The following is a 15327-nucleotide window of genomic DNA, read 5'->3' as shown; positions in this document are numbered from 1 at the left end:
GCGCCGCGCGGGCGGCGCTCGATCTGACAGGCGCTGCAAATCTCTTGGCAGGCACCTGCTGGCCCCGCCCCGGCAATCACGCCGTCAAAAACGCCGCCTCCAACAATTGTTTCGTATAAACATGTTGCGGCGCATTAAAGATCTCCCGCGCATCCCCTTGCTCCACCACATGCCCATGCTTGATCACCATCAACTGGTGACTCAGCGCTTTCACCACCGCCAGGTCATGGCTGATGAACAGGTACGTCAGGTTGTACTTGGCCTGCAGGTTGCGCAGCAACTCCACCACCTGCCGCTGCACCGTACGGTCCAGCGCCGAGGTCGGTTCATCCAGCAGAATCAGTGCCGGCTTCAACACCAGCGCCCGGGCAATGGCGATGCGCTGGCGCTGGCCACCGGAAAACTCATGCGGGTAGCGATGGCGGGTGCGCGGGTCCAGCCCCACTTCCTCCAGCGCCGCAATGATCGCTGCCTCTTGTTCCGCCGGCGTGCCGATCTTGTGTATCCGCAACCCCTCGCCAACGATATCCGCCACGCACATGCGCGGGCTCAGGCTGCCGAAAGGGTCCTGAAACACCACCTGCATTTCCCGCCGCAGCGGCCGCACTTGCTTCTGGTTCATCCCTTCGAGCTGTTGCCCATGAAAGCGGATCCCACCCTGGCTGGAGATCAACCGCAGAATCGCCAGGCCCAGTGTCGATTTGCCCGACCCGGACTCGCCGACGATGCCCAGCGTCTGCCCCTGGGGCAGGCTGAAGTTGATGCCGTCCACCGCCTTCACATGGTCCACCGTCTTGCGCAGCAGCCCCTTCTTGATCGGGAACCACACCTTCAGGTCATTCACCTCCAGCAGCGGCGCCCCTACCGGGTTATGCGCCGGCAGCCCGCTGGGCTCGGCGTTGATCAGCATCTGCGTGTAGTGATGCTGCGGTGCGCTGAACAGCGTGGTGCACTCGGCCTGTTCGACGATCTGCCCGCGCTGCATCACGCACACACGATGGGCGATGCGGCGCACCAGGTTGAGGTCGTGACTGATCAGCAGCAGGGCCATGCCCAGCTTCGCCTGCAGTTTTTTCAGCAGGTCGAGGATCTTCAACTGCACGGTCACATCCAGCGCCGTGGTCGGCTCATCGGCGATCAACAGCTCGGGCTCGTTGGCCAGCGCCATGGCGATCATCACCCGCTGGCGCTGGCCGCCGGACAGCTCATGGGGCAGGGCCTTCAGGCGCTTGCGCGGTTCGGGGATGCCGACCATTTCCAGCAGCTCCAGCGTTCGCGCAGTGGCTTGCTTGCCAGTCAGGCCCTTGTGCAGCAGGAGGATTTCATTGATCTGTTTCTCGATGCAGTGCAACGGGTTCAGCGAGGTCATCGGTTCCTGGAAGATCATCGCGATGCGGTTGCCGCGAATGCGCTGCAGGGCCTTTTCGTTCTGCTGCAGCAGGTCCTTGCCCTCGTAGCGGATGCTGCCACTGGGGTGGCGCGCCAGTGGGTAGGGCAGCAGCCGCAGTATCGAGTGAGCGGTGACGGATTTGCCCGAGCCGCTTTCGCCGACCAGGGCCAGGGTTTCGCCCTTGCGGATGTCGAAGCTGATGCCGTCGACCACTCGGTTGACTTGTTCGCCGGTGACGAACTCCACGGCCAGGTCACGCACTTCGATCAGGTTCTGTTCGCTCATTTCACTTCCTCGGGTCGAAGGCATCGCGGGCGGATTCGCCGATGAACACCAGCAGGCTTAGCATGATCGCCAGCACGGCAAAGGCGCTGATGCCCAGCCACGGGGCTTGCAGGTTGGACTTGCCTTGCGCCACCAGTTCACCCAGCGACGGCGCGCCAGGGGGCAGGCCGAAGCCGAGGAAGTCCAGCGCGGTCAGGGTGCCGATGGCACCGGTGAGGATGAACGGCATGAAGGTCATGGTCGAGATCATCGCGTTGGGCAGGATGTGCCGATACATGATCGCGCCGTTGCGCATCCCCAGGGCGCGGGCCGCGCGAACGTATTCCAGGTTGCGCCCACGCAGGAACTCGGCACGTACCACGTCCACCAGGCTCATCCACGAGAACAACAGCATGATGCCCAGCAACCACCAGAAGTTGGGCTGCACGAAGCTGGCGAGGATGATCAACAGGTACAGCACTGGCAGGCCGGACCAGATTTCCAGGAAGCGCTGCCCGGCCAGGTCGACCCAGCCGCCGTAGAAGCCTTGCAGGGCGCCGGCAATGACGCCGACGATTGAACTCAACACCGTCAGGGTGATGGCGAACAGCACCGACACACGGAAACCGTAGATCACCCGTGCCAGCACGTCGCGGCCCTGGTCGTCGGTGCCCAGCCAGTTGTCGGCCGAGGGTGGCGCCGGGGCCGGTACGCGCAGGTCGTAGTTGATGCTCTGGTAACTGAACGGGATCGGCGCCCAGACCACCAGGCTGTCCTTCTTCTGCAGCAGGTCGCGGATGTACGGGCTCTTGTAGTTGGCCTCCAGCGGGAATTCACCGCCGAAGGTGGTTTCCGGGTAGCGCTTGAACGCCGGGAAGTACCACGAGCCTTCGTAGCGCACGGCAATCGGTTTGTCGTTGGCGATCAGCTCGGCGCCCAGGCTCAGGCCGAACAGGATCAGGAACAGCCACAGCGACCACCAGCCTCGGCGGTTGGCCTTGAAACGCTCGAAGCGCCGGCGGTTGAGGGGGGACAGGGCCATGTCAGTGCTCCCGGCTGGCAAAGTCGATGCGTGGATCGACCAGGGTATAGGTCAGGTCGCCGATCAGTTTCACCACCAACCCGAGCAGGGTGAAGATGAACAGGGTGCCGAAGACCACCGGGTAGTCGCGGTTGATCGCCGCTTCGAAACTCATCAGGCCCAGGCCATCGAGGCTGAAGATCACCTCGATCAGCAGGGAGCCGGTGAAGAAAATGCCTATGAATGCCGACGGGAAGCCGGCGATCACCAGCAGCATGGCGTTGCGGAACACATGCCCGTACAGCACGCGTGGCAGACTCAGGCCCTTGGCCTTGGCGGTGACCACGTACTGCTTGTTGATCTCGTCGAGGAAGCTGTTCTTGGTCAGCAAGGTCATGGTGGCGAAGTTGCCGATCACCAGGGCGGTGATCGGCAACACCAGGTGCCAGAAGTAGTCGAGCACCTTGCCGGTGGTGGACAGCTCGTCGAAATTGTTGGAGGTCAGGCCGCGCAGCGGGAACCAGTCGAAATAGCTGCCGCCGGCGAACAGCACGATCAGCAGGATGGCGAACAGGAACGCAGGGATGGCGTAGCCGACGATGATCGCCGAGCTGGTCCAGACGTCGAAGTGGCTGCCGTGGCGTACCGCCTTGGCGATGCCCAGCGGAATCGACACCAGGTACATGATCAGCGTGCTCCACAGCCCCAGCGAAATCGACACCGGCATCTTCTCGGCGATCAGGTCGATGACCTTGGCGTCGCGGAAGAAGCTGTCACCGAAGTCCAGCGTGGCGTAGTTCTTGATCATGATCCACAAGCGTTCGGGCGCCGACTTGTCGAAGCCATACATGTGCTCGATTTCGGCGATCAGCGCCGGGTCCAGGCCCTGGGCGCCGCGGTAGTTGGAACCGGCCACCGAGACCTCGGCGCCGCCGCCGGCAATGCGGCTGGTGGCGCCCTCGAAGCCTTCGAGCTTGGCGATCATCTGTTCCACCGGGCCGCCGGGGGCAGCCTGGACGATGATGAAGTTGATGATGAGGATGCCGAACAGGGTCGGAATGATCAGCAGCAGGCGACGCAGGATGTAGGCCAGCATGTCAGTTGGCCTCGTCTGCAGGGGTTTCGCTCACGGCAGGGGTGACGTTGGGCTTGATCCACCAGGTGTCGATGCCGACGTCGTACTTGGGCGAAACCTTGGGATGGCCGATGTGGTTCCAGTAGGCCACGCGCCAGGTCTTGATGTGCCAGTTGGGAATCACGTAGTAACCCCACAGCAACACGCGGTCCAGCGCCCGGCAGTGGTCGATCAGGCTCTGGCGCGAATCGGCGTTGATCAGCTGCTCCACCAGCTGGTCGATGGCCGGGTCGCGCAGGCCGATGAAGTTGCGGCTGCCCGGGTTGTCGGCGGCGCTGCTGCTCCAGTACTCGCGCTGCTCGTTGCCCGGCGAGTTGGACTGCGCGAAGCCGCTGACGATCATGTCGTAATCACGCGAGCGCAGGCGGGTGATGTACTGCGAGACATCGACGCGGCGAATGTTGAGGTCGATGCCCAGGTCGGCAAGGTTCCGCTTGAATGGCAGCAGGATGCGCTCGAACTCGGTCTGCGCGAGCAGGAACTCGATCACCACCGGCTTGCCCTGGGCGTCGACCATCTTGTCGTCGACGATCTTCCAGCCGGCTTCCTGCAACAGCTTGTAGGCCTTGCGCTGTTGCTCGCGGATCATGCCGCTGCCATCGCTGACCGGGTTGTGGAAGGCCTCGCTGAAGACCTGATCAGGAACCTTGCCGCGCAGCGGCTCGAGGATCTTCAGCTCATTGGCGCTGGGCAGGCCGCGGGCAGCCATTTCCGAGTTCTCGAAGAAGCTGCCGGTGCGGGTGTAGGCGCCGTTGAACAACTGCTTGTTGGTCCATTCGTAGTCCAGCAACTGGCTCAGCGCCTCGCGCACGCGCACGTCCTGGAACAGCGGGCGGCGGATGTTGAAGACGAAGCCCTGCATCCCGGTGGGGTTACCGTTGGGCAGCTCTTCCTTGATCAGGCGGCCTTCACGAACGGCCGGCACGTTGTAGGCGCTGGCCCAGTTCTTTGCGCTGACTTCAAGGGCATAGTCGAAGGCACCGGCCTTCAAGGCTTCCAGGGCGACGGCGGTGTCGCGGTAGGCGTCGAAAGTCATGGCGTCGAAGTTATAGAAACCGCGGTTGATCGGCAGGTCCTTGGCCCAGTAGTCCTTGACCCGCTCGTAACGGATGCTGCGCCCGGCCTTGACCTCGGCGACCTTGTAAGGCCCGCTGCCCAGCGGGATTTCCATGTTGCCGCGGTTGAATTCGCGGTTTTCGTACCAGTGCTTGGGCAGCACTGGCAGCTGGCCGAGAATCAGCGGCAGCTCGCGGTTGTTCTTGTGCTTGAACCTGAACAGCACCCGCAGCGGGTCTTCGGCAACCACTTCGGCGACGTCGCCGTAGTATTGGCGGTAGAGCGGGGCGCCATCCTTGATCAGGGCGTTGAAGGTGAACACCACATCCTCGGCGCGCATCGGGTGGCCATCGTGGAAGCGCGCTTCGGGGCGCAGGTAGAAACGCACCCAGCTATTGTCCGGGGCTTTCTCGATCTTGCCGGCGACCAGGCCGTACTCGGTGAACGGCTCGTCCTGGCTCTGACGCATCAGGGTGTCGTAGATGATGCTGATGTTTTCGGCTGACACGCCTTTGTTGATGAACGGGTTGAGGCTGTCGAAACCACCGAAGCTGGACTGGCGGAAGGTACCACCTTTGGGCGCGTCGGGGTTGACGTAGTCGAAGTGCTTGAAGTCGGCCGGGTATTTCGGCGGCTCGTCATACAGGGTCAGCGCGTGTTGCGGCGCCGCCAGCGCGGGCAGGCTCAGGCAGGCGAACAGCAGGCTGCAGGCCAGGCGATGCGTCGGCTTCATTGGGCTTTCTCCGAAGGCTTTAGCCACCAGGTATTCAGCCCGAGGGTATAGGGCGGTGTGGTGACGAAGGCGAACCGGTTACGGTAGGCCAGGCGGTGATTGTCGAGGTACCAGTTGGGAATCATGTAGTACTGCCATGAGAGCACGCGGTCCAAGGCGCGGGCGGCGGCGACCTGGTCATCACGGGTGCGCGCTGCCAGCAGGGTATCGAGCAGGTGGTCGACCACCGGGTCCTTGACCCCCGCATAGTTCTTGCTGCCCTTGGTCGAGGCCTGGCTGGAATGGAAGTACAGCCACTGTTCCAGGCCCGGGCTCAAGGTCTGGTTCAGGGTCATCAGGATCATGTCGAAGTCGAACTGGTCCAGGCGTTGTTTGTACTGGGCACGGTCCACGGTGCGCAAGCGCGCCTCGATGCCGATGCTGGCCAGGTTTTCGACATAGGGTTGCAGGATGCGTTCGAGGCTCGGGTTCACCAGCAGCAGTTCCATGCGCAATGGCTGGCCCTTGGCGTTGACCAGGCGCTGGCCGTCGAGCTTCCAGCCGGCCTGGTTCAGCAGGCCCAAGGCCTGGCGCAATGTCTGGCGGCCGATGCCGCGCCCATCGGTGTGGCTGACCTGAAAGGGCTGGGTGAACAGCTTGTCGGGCAACTGGTCGCGGAACGGCGCCAGCAGCAGCCATTCCTTGCCGGTGGGGACGCCGCTGGCCGCGAACTCGCTATTGGGATAGTAGCTGCTGGCGCGGCGGTAGGCGCTGCTGAACAGCGCACGGTTGGTCCACTCGAAGTCGAGCATCAGGCCCAGCGCCTGGCGCACCCTTGGGTCGCTGAAGGTAGCCCGGCGGCTGTTCATGAACAGGCCTTGGGTCTGGGTGGGGATGCGGTGCGGGATCTGCGCCTTGATCACTTCGCCACGGCGCACAGCCGGGAAGTTGTAACCGTTGGCCCAGTTCTTGGCCTGGTGCTCGATATAGATGTCGAACTCACCGGCCTTGAACGCTTCGAAGGCCACGGTGGCATCGCGGTAGAACTCGAATTCGACGCGGTTGAAGTTGTACTTGCCGCGGTTTACCGCCAAGTCCTTGCCCCAGTAGTGCTTCACCCGCTCGAACACCAGGCGGCGGCCAGGCTCGACCTGGGTGATGCGATACGGCCCGCTGCCCAGCGGCGGCTCAAAGGTGGTGGCCTCGAAGTCACGCTGTTGCCAGTAGTGCTTGGGCAACACCGGCATCTCACCCAGGCGCAGGATCAACAGCGGGTTGCCGGCACGCTTGAAGACGAAGCGGATGCGCAGCGGGCCGAGGATATCGACCCGCTGCACTTCCTGCAGGTTGGTGCGGTAGATCGGGTGGCCTTGCTTGAGCAGGGTGCGGTACGAGAAGGCCACATCGGCTGCGGTGATCGGCACGCCGTCGTGCCAGCGCGCCTCCGGGCGCAGATTGAACACTACCCAGCTGCGGTCTTCGCTGTACTCCACCGAGCGGGCGATCAGGCCATAGCTGGAGGTGGGCTCGTCACCGGACGGGTCGTACTGGCCGGTGCCGACCATCAGCGTTTCGTTCAGCTCGCTGACGCCGTATTGCAGGAAGTTCGGCGTGGTGACCGGGCTGGTGCCCTTGAAGGTATAGGGGTTGAGCGTATCGAAGGTGCCGAATGCCATGGCCCGCAACGTGCCGCCCTTGGGCGCTTGCGGGTTGACCCAGTCGAAGTGGGTGAATGTGGCTGGGTACTTGAGCGTGCCGAACTGCGCGTATCCGTGGCTTTCGCTCACCATCGCGACGGCGGGGAAGCTCAAGGCCAGGCTGAGTGACAGCAGGAGGGGACGTATCAAGTCGGCATCCGATCCAGAGGCGTTGGGCTTTGGTCGGGGTACAGTAACAGCTTGCCGGGTATGGAAAAAGAGAAGGAGCAGGGGAATTACCGTGGGCCTTTTTTCAGGTCCATTCGCGAGTAGACCCGGTCCTGCAGATATTGCACTGGCTTCGAATCGTGCGCTGCACCTGTGGCAGCGGGTTTACCCGCGATGGGGCTGCAAGGCAGCCCCAGCCTCACCTCAGTGGGACAGGTAGACGGTCAGCGTCTGGCCTGGCTTGAGTGCATGCCCGCTGCGTGGGTTCCAGCGCTTGAGGTGCTGCATCTCGACATTGAAACGTTTGGCTACAAGATACAGCGAATCACCCTTGCGTACCTTGTACTGGGTGGAGCGCTGCCCCGAGGCTGCCACGCGGTTGCCCGCAGCGCTCGGTGCGCTGCCGCCGCGCAGGGCCAGGACCTGGCCCGCTTTCACACGGTTGCCCGGCAGTTTGTTCCAGCGCTGGATGTCCTTGACCGCAACGCGATTGGCCTTGGCGATGCTGCTCAGGCTGTCGCCACGCTTGACCCGGTAGCTGCGCGCGGCAGGTGCGTTGGCTTCGGCCACGGCGGCGGCGAACACGGCCTTGTTCGGTTGCAGGCTGACCAGTTGCTCGGGCTTGAGGTTGGACAGGCTGTCGCTGAGCAGTTGCGCCTTGGCGGTCGGAACCAGCAGCTGCTTGGGGCCATCGACGGTCATGCGTTTCTTGAAGGCCGGGTTGAGCTGGATCAGTTCGTCTTCGTCGATGTTGGCGAAGGCGGCGACCCGCGACAGATCGAGGCGGTCGTTGATCGCCACGGCTTCGAAGTAGGGTTCGTTGGCGATCGGCGTAAGGTTCACGCCATAGGCTTCAGGTGTGGAGACCACCTGCGACAGCGCCAGCAGCTTGGGCACGTAGTCACGGGTTTCCTGCGGCAATGGCAGGTTCCAGTAATCGGTGGGCAGGCCAAGCTTCTCGTTGCGCTCGATGGCGCGGCTGACGGTGCCTTCGCCGGCGTTGTAGGCCGCCAGTGCCAGCAGCCAGTCACCGTTGAACATGTCGTGCAGACGGGTCAGGTAGTCCAGCGCGGCGTTGGTCGACGCGGTGATGTCGCGACGGCCGTCATAGAAGTTGGTCTGGCGCAGGTTGAAATGACGACCGGTGGCGGGCATGAACTGCCACATGCCCGCTGCACTGGCGCGCGAGTAGGCCATGGGGTTGTAGGCGCTCTCGATCGCCGGCAGCAGAGCGAGCTCCAGCGGCATGTCGCGTTCTTCGAGGCGTTCGACGATGTAGTGCAGGTACAGGCTGCCGCGCTCGCCGGCGCTTTCGAGGAACGTCGGGTTGCTGGCGAACCACAGGCGTTGCTGCTCGATGCGCGGGTTGACGTCGATGTTGTCCTGCAGGGCGAAACCCTGACGCATGCGCTCCCACACATCCTGCGGCGGTTCGGCAGGCTTGACCGCCAGCGGCGAGGGCTTGTGCTTGATCCGGGCCTGGTAGTTGTGCGCGCGAACGCTGTCGGTTTCATCGAGCTGACGGGTGCTCTGGCAACCCACCAGTGTGGCGGCCAGCGCCAGCGCACTGATTTGGGCCAGGCGCGTCAGGGCGACTGAATGAGCGGTTCTGCGGCTACGGGAAGACATCGGCTGACACGGGTTTCCGAGCGAAAAATTTCGGCGATTCTAGAAACCGCTCCCGCCTGGGTCAACCGTTGCGAACCCTCTGCGATATATCTTGAGGTTATCAGAAGCGGTCCTTCCAAGACCTCAAGGCAGCAAAAACAGTGACCTGCGAGTCGTTTGAATGTCCCTTCCATTCGTCTGCTTTTTGTTTAACTAATGTTTCAGCGGTACGCAGGAATGGGTTGGTCAGGCGCTCGAGGCCGATCGTTGAAGGCAGGCTGATGCGATTTTCGGCGCGCAACCGGGTAACGTCTTCGAAACGCTGCAGAACGTGGGGGTTTGCAGGCTCCACCGCCTTGGCGAAGCGCAGGTTGCTGAGGGTGTATTCGTGGGCACAGTAGACTTCGGTCTGCTCCGGCAGCGCTGCCAGGCGGGCGAGGGCAGGCTGCATCTGCTCTGGAGTGCCTTCGAACATGCGCCCGCAACCGGCGGCGAACAAGGTGTCGCCACAGAACAGTAGGGGTGTCGCTGGCTGGTCACTGAAGTAGGCGATATGCCCCAGGGTGTGGCCAGGCACGGCCAGAACCTGGAAGGCCACGCCCAGGACGCTGACCTGATCGCCCTCGTCCAGCGCCAGGTCGCGGCCCGGGATCTGCTCGTGGGCCGGGCCGCAGACGCGGGCACCGGTCTGTTGCTTGAGCCGTTCGACACCCCCGACATGGTCGTGGTGGTGGTGGGTCACCATGATGGTGTCCAGCGCCCAGCCGGGGTTGGCAGCCAGCCAGGCTTCCACCGGGCCGGCATCACCCGGGTCGACCACCGCGCAGCGGCGTTTGGCAGTATCCTGTAACAACCAGATGTAGTTGTCGGAGAAAGCGGGGAGAGCGTCGATCTGTATCATGGTGCGGATCCGTATCGCCATGGGTGGCACATGAGGGCATCTTAGCCACGATGGCGCGGTGCGGGAACCTTCGAGGGAGAGCGCAATGACCGACCAAGCCTTTGCCCAGGCCGATCCGGAATGGGTCGAACTGATCAGCCTGGCCCGTGAGTGGTTCAACGGCCCACTCGGCCAGCTGATGCTGAAGGAAGAGGAAAAACTGCTGGAAGAAGAGCTCGGGCGCTTCTTCGGTGGCTACCTCGTGCACTATGGCCCTTGTGCCGAGGCGCCGCCCAGCGCGCCGCAGGTGCAGCGCAACGTGCGCCTTGGCGCGCCGTTGCCGGGGGTGGAGATCGTCTGCGAGGAGCAGGCCTGGCCATTGGGCGAGCACGCCGCCGACGTGGTGGTGCTGCAACATGGGCTGGACTTCAGCCTTTCGCCACACGGCCTGCTGCGTGAGGCGGCCAGCGCGGTGCGCCCCGGTGGGCACCTGCTCATTGTCGGCATCAACCCCTGGAGCGGTTGGGGCCTGCGCCATTTCTTCAGCCAGGGTGCCCTGCGCAAGGCCCGCTGCATCTCGCCGTCACGGGTCGGCGACTGGCTCAACCTGCTGGGCTTTGCGCTGGAGAAACGCCGCTTCGGGTGCTATCGTCCGCCGCTCACTTCGCCGGCCTGGCAGCAACGCCTGGCAGGCTGGGAACGGATGGCGGGTGGCTGGCAGAGTGCCGGCGGCGGGGTCTACCTGCTGGTGGCGCGCAAGATGGTGGTTGGCCTGAGGCCGTTGCGCCAGGTGCGCCGCGAACCGATGGGCAAGCTGCTGCCGCTGCCACTGGCCAAGGTCAACCGCACCGCCGTCAGGCCAAATACCGAAAAGCACTGAACATGAGTGGTACATGAGCGATAGCGTCGAGATGTATACCGATGGCGCCTGCAAGGGCAACCCTGGCCCCGGTGGCTGGGGCGTCCTGCTGGTCTTCAAGGGCGTCGAAAAGGAACTGTGGGGCGGCGAGCGCGAAACCACCAACAACCGCATGGAACTGATGGCCGCGATCCAGGGGCTGATGGCGCTCAAGCGTGAGTGCGAAGTGGTGCTGACCACCGACTCGCAGTATGTGATGAAGGGCATCAACGAGTGGATGGCCAACTGGAAGAAACGCGGCTGGAAGACGGCGGCCAAGGAACCGGTGAAGAACGCCGACCTGTGGCAACTGCTCGACGAGCAGGTCAACCGCCACAAGGTCACCTGGAAGTGGGTGCGCGGGCATATCGGCCACCCCGGCAACGAACGCGCCGACCAGCTGGCCAACCGTGGCGTCGAGGAAGTGCGCGCCACGCGTTGAGCTGCGGTACAATCGCCGCCTTTGTCACTGATGCAAGTTGGAGCGCCCCGCGTGGAGCAGCAGCAAGATAAACGCCTGGTAATTCTCGATACCGAAACCACCGGTATGCCGGTCACTGAAGGCCACCGCATCATCGAGATCGGCTGTGTCGAGGTCATTGGCCGGCGCCTGACCGGGCGGCACTTCCACGTCTACCTGCAGCCCGACCGCGAGAGTGACGAGGGCGCGATCAACGTCCACGGCATCACCGATGCGTTCCTGGTCGGCAAACCGCGCTTCGCCGATGTGGCCGAAGAGTTCTTCGAATTCATCCAGGGCGCCACCCTGGTCATCCACAACGCCGCGTTCGACGTCGGTTTCATCAACAACGAGTTCGCGCTGCTGGGGCAGAGCGACCGCGCCGACATCGCCAACCATTGCACCGTCCTCGACACCCTGCTGTTGGCCCGTGCCCGCCACCCGGGGCAGCGCAACAGCCTCGATGCGTTGTGTAAACGCTACGACATCGACAACTCCGGCCGTGAATTGCACGGCGCATTGCTCGACGCCGAATTGCTGGCCGACGTCTACCTGGCGATGACCGGCGGCCAGACCAGCCTGTCGCTGGCCGGGCACGGCGCCGACAGTGACGGTGATGGACAGGGCGCTGGCGGCAGCGAGATCCGCCGCATCGTCGGGCGTGCACCGGGGCGGGTGATCATGGCCAATGCCGCAGAACTGGAAGCCCACGCCGAACGACTGGCGGCGGTGGCCAAATCGGCGGGCGGGCCTTCGCTGTGGCAGACGCTGACCGAGGCACCTGCCAGCTAACAGGCCGGCACAGGCAGCACAAGGCCTACTACCCTCAATAGGACAACAAGTCCAGCGGAGGTAGTTGCCGGATGTACAAGGACCTCAAGTTCCCGATCCTCATCGTCCACCGTGCGATCAAGGCCGACAGCGTCGCCGGCGAGCGCATCCGCGGCATCGCCGAGGAACTGAGCCAGGACGGTTTCGCCATCATCAAGGCTGCCGATCACACCGAAGCGCGGCTAGTCGCCACCACCCACCATGGGCTGGCCTGCATGCTGATCGCCGCCGAGGGCGTCGGCGACAACACCCACTTGCTGCAGAACATGGCCGAGCTGATACGCCTGGCCCGGTTGCGTGCGCCCAACTTGCCGATCTTCGCCCTGGGCGAACAGGTCACCCTGGAAAACGCGCCGGCCGAGGCCATGGGCGAACTCAACCAGCTGCGCGGCATTCTCTACCTGTTCGAGGACACCGTGCCGTTTCTCGCCCGCCAGGTGGCGCGTGCTGCGCACAACTACCTTGATGGCCTGCTGCCGCCGTTCTTCAAGGCCCTGGTGCAGCACACTGCACAATCCAACTATTCCTGGCACACCCCCGGCCACGGCGGCGGGGTGGCCTACCGCAAGAGCCCGGTTGGCCAGGCATTCCACCAGTTCTTCGGCGAAAATACCCTGCGCTCGGACTTGTCCGTGTCGGTGCCGGAGCTAGGCTCGCTGCTCGACCACACCGGCCCCTTGGCCGAGGCCGAGGCACGGGCCGCGCGCAACTTTGGCGCCGACCACACGTTCTTCGTCATCAATGGCACTTCCACCGCCAACAAGATTGTCTGGCACGCGATGGTCGGCCGCGATGACCTTGTGCTGGTGGACCGCAACTGCCACAAGTCGGTGGTCCACGCCATCATCATGACCGGCGCCATCCCCCTCTACCTGTGCCCCGAACGCAATGAGCTGGGCATCATTGGCCCGATACCGCTCAGCGAGTTCAGCCCCGAGTCGATCAAGGCCAAGGTGCTGGCCAATCCCCTGGCCAAGGGGCGTGAGCCGCGGATCAAGCTGGCGGTGGTGACCAACTCCACCTACGACGGGCTGTGTTACAACGCCGGGTTGATCAAGCTGGCACTGGGCGCCAGCGTCGAGGTGCTGCATTTCGACGAGGCCTGGTTCGCCTATGCGGCGTTCCACGCATTCTTCGAGGGCCGCTACGCCATGGGTACCGTGTGCAGCGAGGGCAGCCCGCTGGTGTTCAGTACCCATTCCACTCACAAGCTGCTGGCCGCCTTCAGCCAGGCCTCGATGATTCACGTGCAGGATGGTGCCCAGCGTCAGCTGGATCGCGACCGCTTCAATGAAGCGTTCATGATGCATATCTCCACCTCGCCGCAATACAGCATGCTCGCCTCGCTGGATGTGGCTTCGGCCATGATGGAGGGCCCGGCTGGCCATTCGCTGCTGCAGGAGATGTTCGACGAAGCCTTGAGTTTCCGCCGTGCGCTGGCCAATCTGCGCGAGCACATCGCCGCCGAAGACTGGTGGTTCAGCATCTGGCAGCCGCCAGCGGCGGAGGGTATCCAGCGCCTGTCGGCGCAGGACTGGCTGCTGCAACCCGGCGCCGAGTGGCATGGTTTTGGCGACGTGGCGGACGACTATGTCCTGCTCGACCCGCTGAAGGTGACCTTGGTGATGCCCGGGCTGAGCGCGGACGGCGTATTGGGCGAGCACGGTATTCCGGCGGCGGTGGTCAGCAAGTTTCTTTGGGAGCGCGGGCTGGTGGTGGAGAAGACCGGCCTGTACAGCTTCCTGGTGCTGTTCTCGATGGGAATCACCAAGGGCAAGTGGAGCACGTTGCTCACCGAGCTGCTGGAGTTCAAACGCCATTACGACGGCAACACAGCGCTGAGTCGCTGCCTGCCGAGCATCGTTGCGGTCGATGCCGCTCGTTACCAGGGGCTGGGCCTGCGCGACTTGTGCGACCAGCTGCATGACTGCTACCGCGCCAATGCCACGGCCAAGCAGCTCAAGCGGTTGTTCACGCGGTTGCCGGAGGTGGCCGTGAGCCCGGCGCGAGCTTATGACCAGATGGTGCGCGGGGAGGTAGAGGCAGTGCCGATAGAGGCCCTGCTGGGTCGTGTGGCAGCAGTGATGCTGGTGCCGTACCCACCGGGAATCGCGCTGATCATGCCGGGTGAGCGGTTCACCGAAGCAACCCGCTCGATCCTCGACTATCTGGCGTTTGCCCGGGCGTTCAACAGCGGTTTCCCGGGCTTCGTCGCTGATGTGCATGGCCTGCAGAATGAGAGCGGCCAATACACGGTCGACTGCATCAAGGAATGCGAATGATCTCGACGCCGGTCTGTGCCAGTTCGAAGCGGTTTTCACCCAAGTGGTTGACGCGATCGCCGATCGCCAGGCGGTAGGTGGTGATCGGGGCACCCAGTGCGCTGCCGTCCGCCTGGAGGGTGGACTCCTGGAACTCGTGCACGGGGTAGATACGGCCTTCGGCGTCACGGGCGTGGAACTGGCCGACCATTACTGCTGCCATTTGGGTGAAAACCTCTGAATTACGTAGGAAATGTCTGCAGGGATAGACCGTAAAAGGTACCTGGAAGTTTTCACAGCCTGGAAAAAAATCCGGGCCGCCGAGGAACGGTCATCTATAACTACAGACGTCCCTTTCTCCAGCAACGGATGGATAACGCCATGAGCCAGGTGTATTCGGTAGCGGTTGTCGTCGGCAGCTTGCGCAAGGACTCCTACAACCGCAAGGTTGCCCGCGCACTTTCGGAGCTGGCACCGTCCAGCCTTGCCCTTAAGATTGTCGAGATCGGCGACCTGCCGCTGTACAACGAGGACGTCGAGGCCGAGGGCGTGCCCGAGGCGTGGAAGCGGTTTCGCGATGAGATCCGCCGCAGCGATGCGGTGCTGTTCGTCACCCCGGAATACAACCGTTCGGTGCCAGGCTGTTTGAAGAATGCCATCGACGTGGGTTCTCGGCCGTATGGGCAAAGCGCGTGGAGCGGCAAGCCGACGGCGGTGGCCAGTGTGTCGCCCGGGGCCATTGGCGGGTTTGGTGCCAATCATGCGGTGCGCCAGTCGCTGGTGTTCCTCGACATGCCATGCATGCAGATGCCCGAGGCGTATATCGGCGGGGCGGCGAGCCTGTTCGATGAGGCGGGCAAGCTCAGTGACAAGACCCGGCCATTCCTGCAGGGCTTCATCGACAAGTTCGCTTCCTGGGTGAAGTTGAACCGCGCGGTCTGATCCA

Annotated in this window: 13 protein-coding genes; 5 read left to right on the top strand and 8 right to left on the bottom strand. The window is 63.5% G+C overall.

What is annotated here, in order from left to right; all coding sequences use genetic code 11:
• Window positions 1-76: 76 nt before the first annotated feature.
• The 7 genes from L6D64_RS00230 to gloB all read right to left on the bottom strand — a co-directional run bounded on the left by L6D64_RS00230 (window position 77) and on the right by gloB (window position 9952).
• Window positions 77-1675, bottom strand: coding sequence for an ABC transporter ATP-binding protein (locus L6D64_RS00230; RefSeq protein ID WP_176506473.1), 1599 nt, complete (start codon window positions 1673-1675; stop codon window positions 77-79).
• A gap of 1 nt (window position 1676) precedes the next feature.
• Entirely contained in the window at window positions 1677-2696 is a 1020-nt protein-coding gene (locus L6D64_RS00225; protein WP_054884024.1) for an ABC transporter permease, read from the bottom strand.
• A gap of 1 nt (window position 2697) precedes the next feature.
• Complete coding sequence (locus L6D64_RS00220) at window positions 2698-3771, bottom strand: microcin C ABC transporter permease YejB (protein WP_176506472.1); 1074 nt, start codon at window positions 3769-3771, stop codon at window positions 2698-2700.
• Between the two features lies 1 nt (window position 3772).
• Entirely contained in the window at window positions 3773-5599 is a 1827-nt protein-coding gene (locus L6D64_RS00215; protein WP_176506471.1) for an extracellular solute-binding protein, read from the bottom strand.
• Window positions 5596-7368, bottom strand: a complete 1773-nt coding sequence (locus L6D64_RS00210) for an extracellular solute-binding protein (protein WP_176506518.1) — start codon at window positions 7366-7368, stop codon at window positions 5596-5598. Before L6D64_RS00210 ends, L6D64_RS00215 begins: the two co-directional genes overlap by 4 nt.
• A 279-nt stretch (window positions 7369-7647) precedes the next feature.
• Window positions 7648-9072, bottom strand: coding sequence for a lytic transglycosylase domain-containing protein (locus tag L6D64_RS00205; RefSeq protein WP_176506470.1), 1425 nt, complete (start codon window positions 9070-9072; stop codon window positions 7648-7650).
• A 100-nt stretch (window positions 9073-9172) separates the two neighbouring features.
• A complete protein-coding gene (gloB, locus tag L6D64_RS00200; protein ID WP_176506469.1) occupies window positions 9173-9952 on the bottom strand; it encodes a hydroxyacylglutathione hydrolase in 780 nt (259 codons plus the stop codon).
• A gap of 85 nt (window positions 9953-10037) precedes the next feature.
• Here gloB and L6D64_RS00195 point away from each other — a divergent pair, with 85 nt between their 5' ends.
• From L6D64_RS00195 to L6D64_RS00180, 4 genes are all read left to right on the top strand, one after another.
• Window positions 10038-10811, top strand: a complete 774-nt coding sequence (locus tag L6D64_RS00195) for a class I SAM-dependent methyltransferase (RefSeq protein ID WP_176506468.1) — start codon at window positions 10038-10040, stop codon at window positions 10809-10811.
• A gap of 13 nt (window positions 10812-10824) precedes the next feature.
• Window positions 10825-11271 carry a ribonuclease HI gene (gene rnhA, locus L6D64_RS00190; protein ID WP_176506467.1) on the top strand — a complete coding sequence of 149 codons (447 nt, stop codon included), beginning with the start codon at window positions 10825-10827 and terminating at the stop codon, window positions 11269-11271.
• A gap of 51 nt (window positions 11272-11322) precedes the next feature.
• Window positions 11323-12081 (top strand): DNA polymerase III subunit epsilon, encoded by a 759-nt coding sequence (gene dnaQ / locus L6D64_RS00185; protein ID WP_176506466.1) that lies wholly within the window; start codon window positions 11323-11325, stop codon window positions 12079-12081.
• Window positions 12082-12152: 71 nt separating this feature from the next.
• Window positions 12153-14402, top strand: coding sequence for an Orn/Lys/Arg family decarboxylase (locus L6D64_RS00180; protein ID WP_176506465.1), 2250 nt, complete (start codon window positions 12153-12155; stop codon window positions 14400-14402).
• On the opposite strand, the gene L6D64_RS00175 is transcribed toward L6D64_RS00180, so the two are convergent.
• A complete protein-coding gene (locus tag L6D64_RS00175; RefSeq protein ID WP_027919089.1) occupies window positions 14386-14604 on the bottom strand; it encodes a hypothetical protein in 219 nt (72 codons plus the stop codon). The genes L6D64_RS00180 and L6D64_RS00175 overlap by 17 nt on opposite strands.
• 158 nt (window positions 14605-14762) lie before the next feature.
• Here L6D64_RS00175 and L6D64_RS00170 point away from each other — a divergent pair, with 158 nt between their 5' ends.
• Window positions 14763-15323: an NADPH-dependent FMN reductase gene (locus tag L6D64_RS00170; protein ID WP_176506464.1), complete on the top strand. Its 561-nt coding sequence runs from the start codon at window positions 14763-14765 to the stop codon at window positions 15321-15323.
• Window positions 15324-15327: the final 4 nt, after the last annotated feature.

The organism is Pseudomonas urethralis (assembly GCF_021602465.1).
Lineage (GTDB): Bacteria > Pseudomonadota > Gammaproteobacteria > Pseudomonadales > Pseudomonadaceae > Aquipseudomonas > Aquipseudomonas vlassakiae.
Note: the sequence above shows the minus strand (reverse complement) of the source record. Positions and strands in the feature narration are given on the sequence as shown.

Excerpts from the sequence above, each read along its gene's own strand:
- rnhA (WP_176506467.1), top strand. The coding sequence starts at position 10,825 with ATGAGCGATAGCGTCGAGATGTATACCGATGGCGCCTGCAAGGGCAAC.
- L6D64_RS00210 (WP_176506518.1), bottom strand. The coding sequence starts at position 7,368 with ATGGTGAGCGAAAGCCACGGATACGCGCAGTTCGGCACGCTCAAGTAC.
- L6D64_RS00225 (WP_054884024.1), bottom strand. The coding sequence starts at position 2,696 with ATGGCCCTGTCCCCCCTCAACCGCCGGCGCTTCGAGCGTTTCAAGGCC.
- L6D64_RS00195 (WP_176506468.1), top strand. The coding sequence starts at position 10,038 with ATGACCGACCAAGCCTTTGCCCAGGCCGATCCGGAATGGGTCGAACTG.
- L6D64_RS00180 (WP_176506465.1), top strand. The coding sequence starts at position 12,153 with ATGTACAAGGACCTCAAGTTCCCGATCCTCATCGTCCACCGTGCGATC.
- L6D64_RS00220 (WP_176506472.1), bottom strand. The coding sequence starts at position 3,771 with ATGCTGGCCTACATCCTGCGTCGCCTGCTGCTGATCATTCCGACCCTG.
- L6D64_RS00205 (WP_176506470.1), bottom strand. The coding sequence starts at position 9,072 with ATGTCTTCCCGTAGCCGCAGAACCGCTCATTCAGTCGCCCTGACGCGC.
- L6D64_RS00230 (WP_176506473.1), bottom strand. The coding sequence starts at position 1,675 with ATGAGCGAACAGAACCTGATCGAAGTGCGTGACCTGGCCGTGGAGTTC.
- L6D64_RS00175 (WP_027919089.1), bottom strand. The coding sequence starts at position 14,604 with ATGGCAGCAGTAATGGTCGGCCAGTTCCACGCCCGTGACGCCGAAGGC.
- L6D64_RS00170 (WP_176506464.1), top strand. The coding sequence starts at position 14,763 with ATGAGCCAGGTGTATTCGGTAGCGGTTGTCGTCGGCAGCTTGCGCAAG.
- gloB (WP_176506469.1), bottom strand. The coding sequence starts at position 9,952 with ATGATACAGATCGACGCTCTCCCCGCTTTCTCCGACAACTACATCTGG.
- L6D64_RS00215 (WP_176506471.1), bottom strand. The coding sequence starts at position 5,599 with ATGAAGCCGACGCATCGCCTGGCCTGCAGCCTGCTGTTCGCCTGCCTG.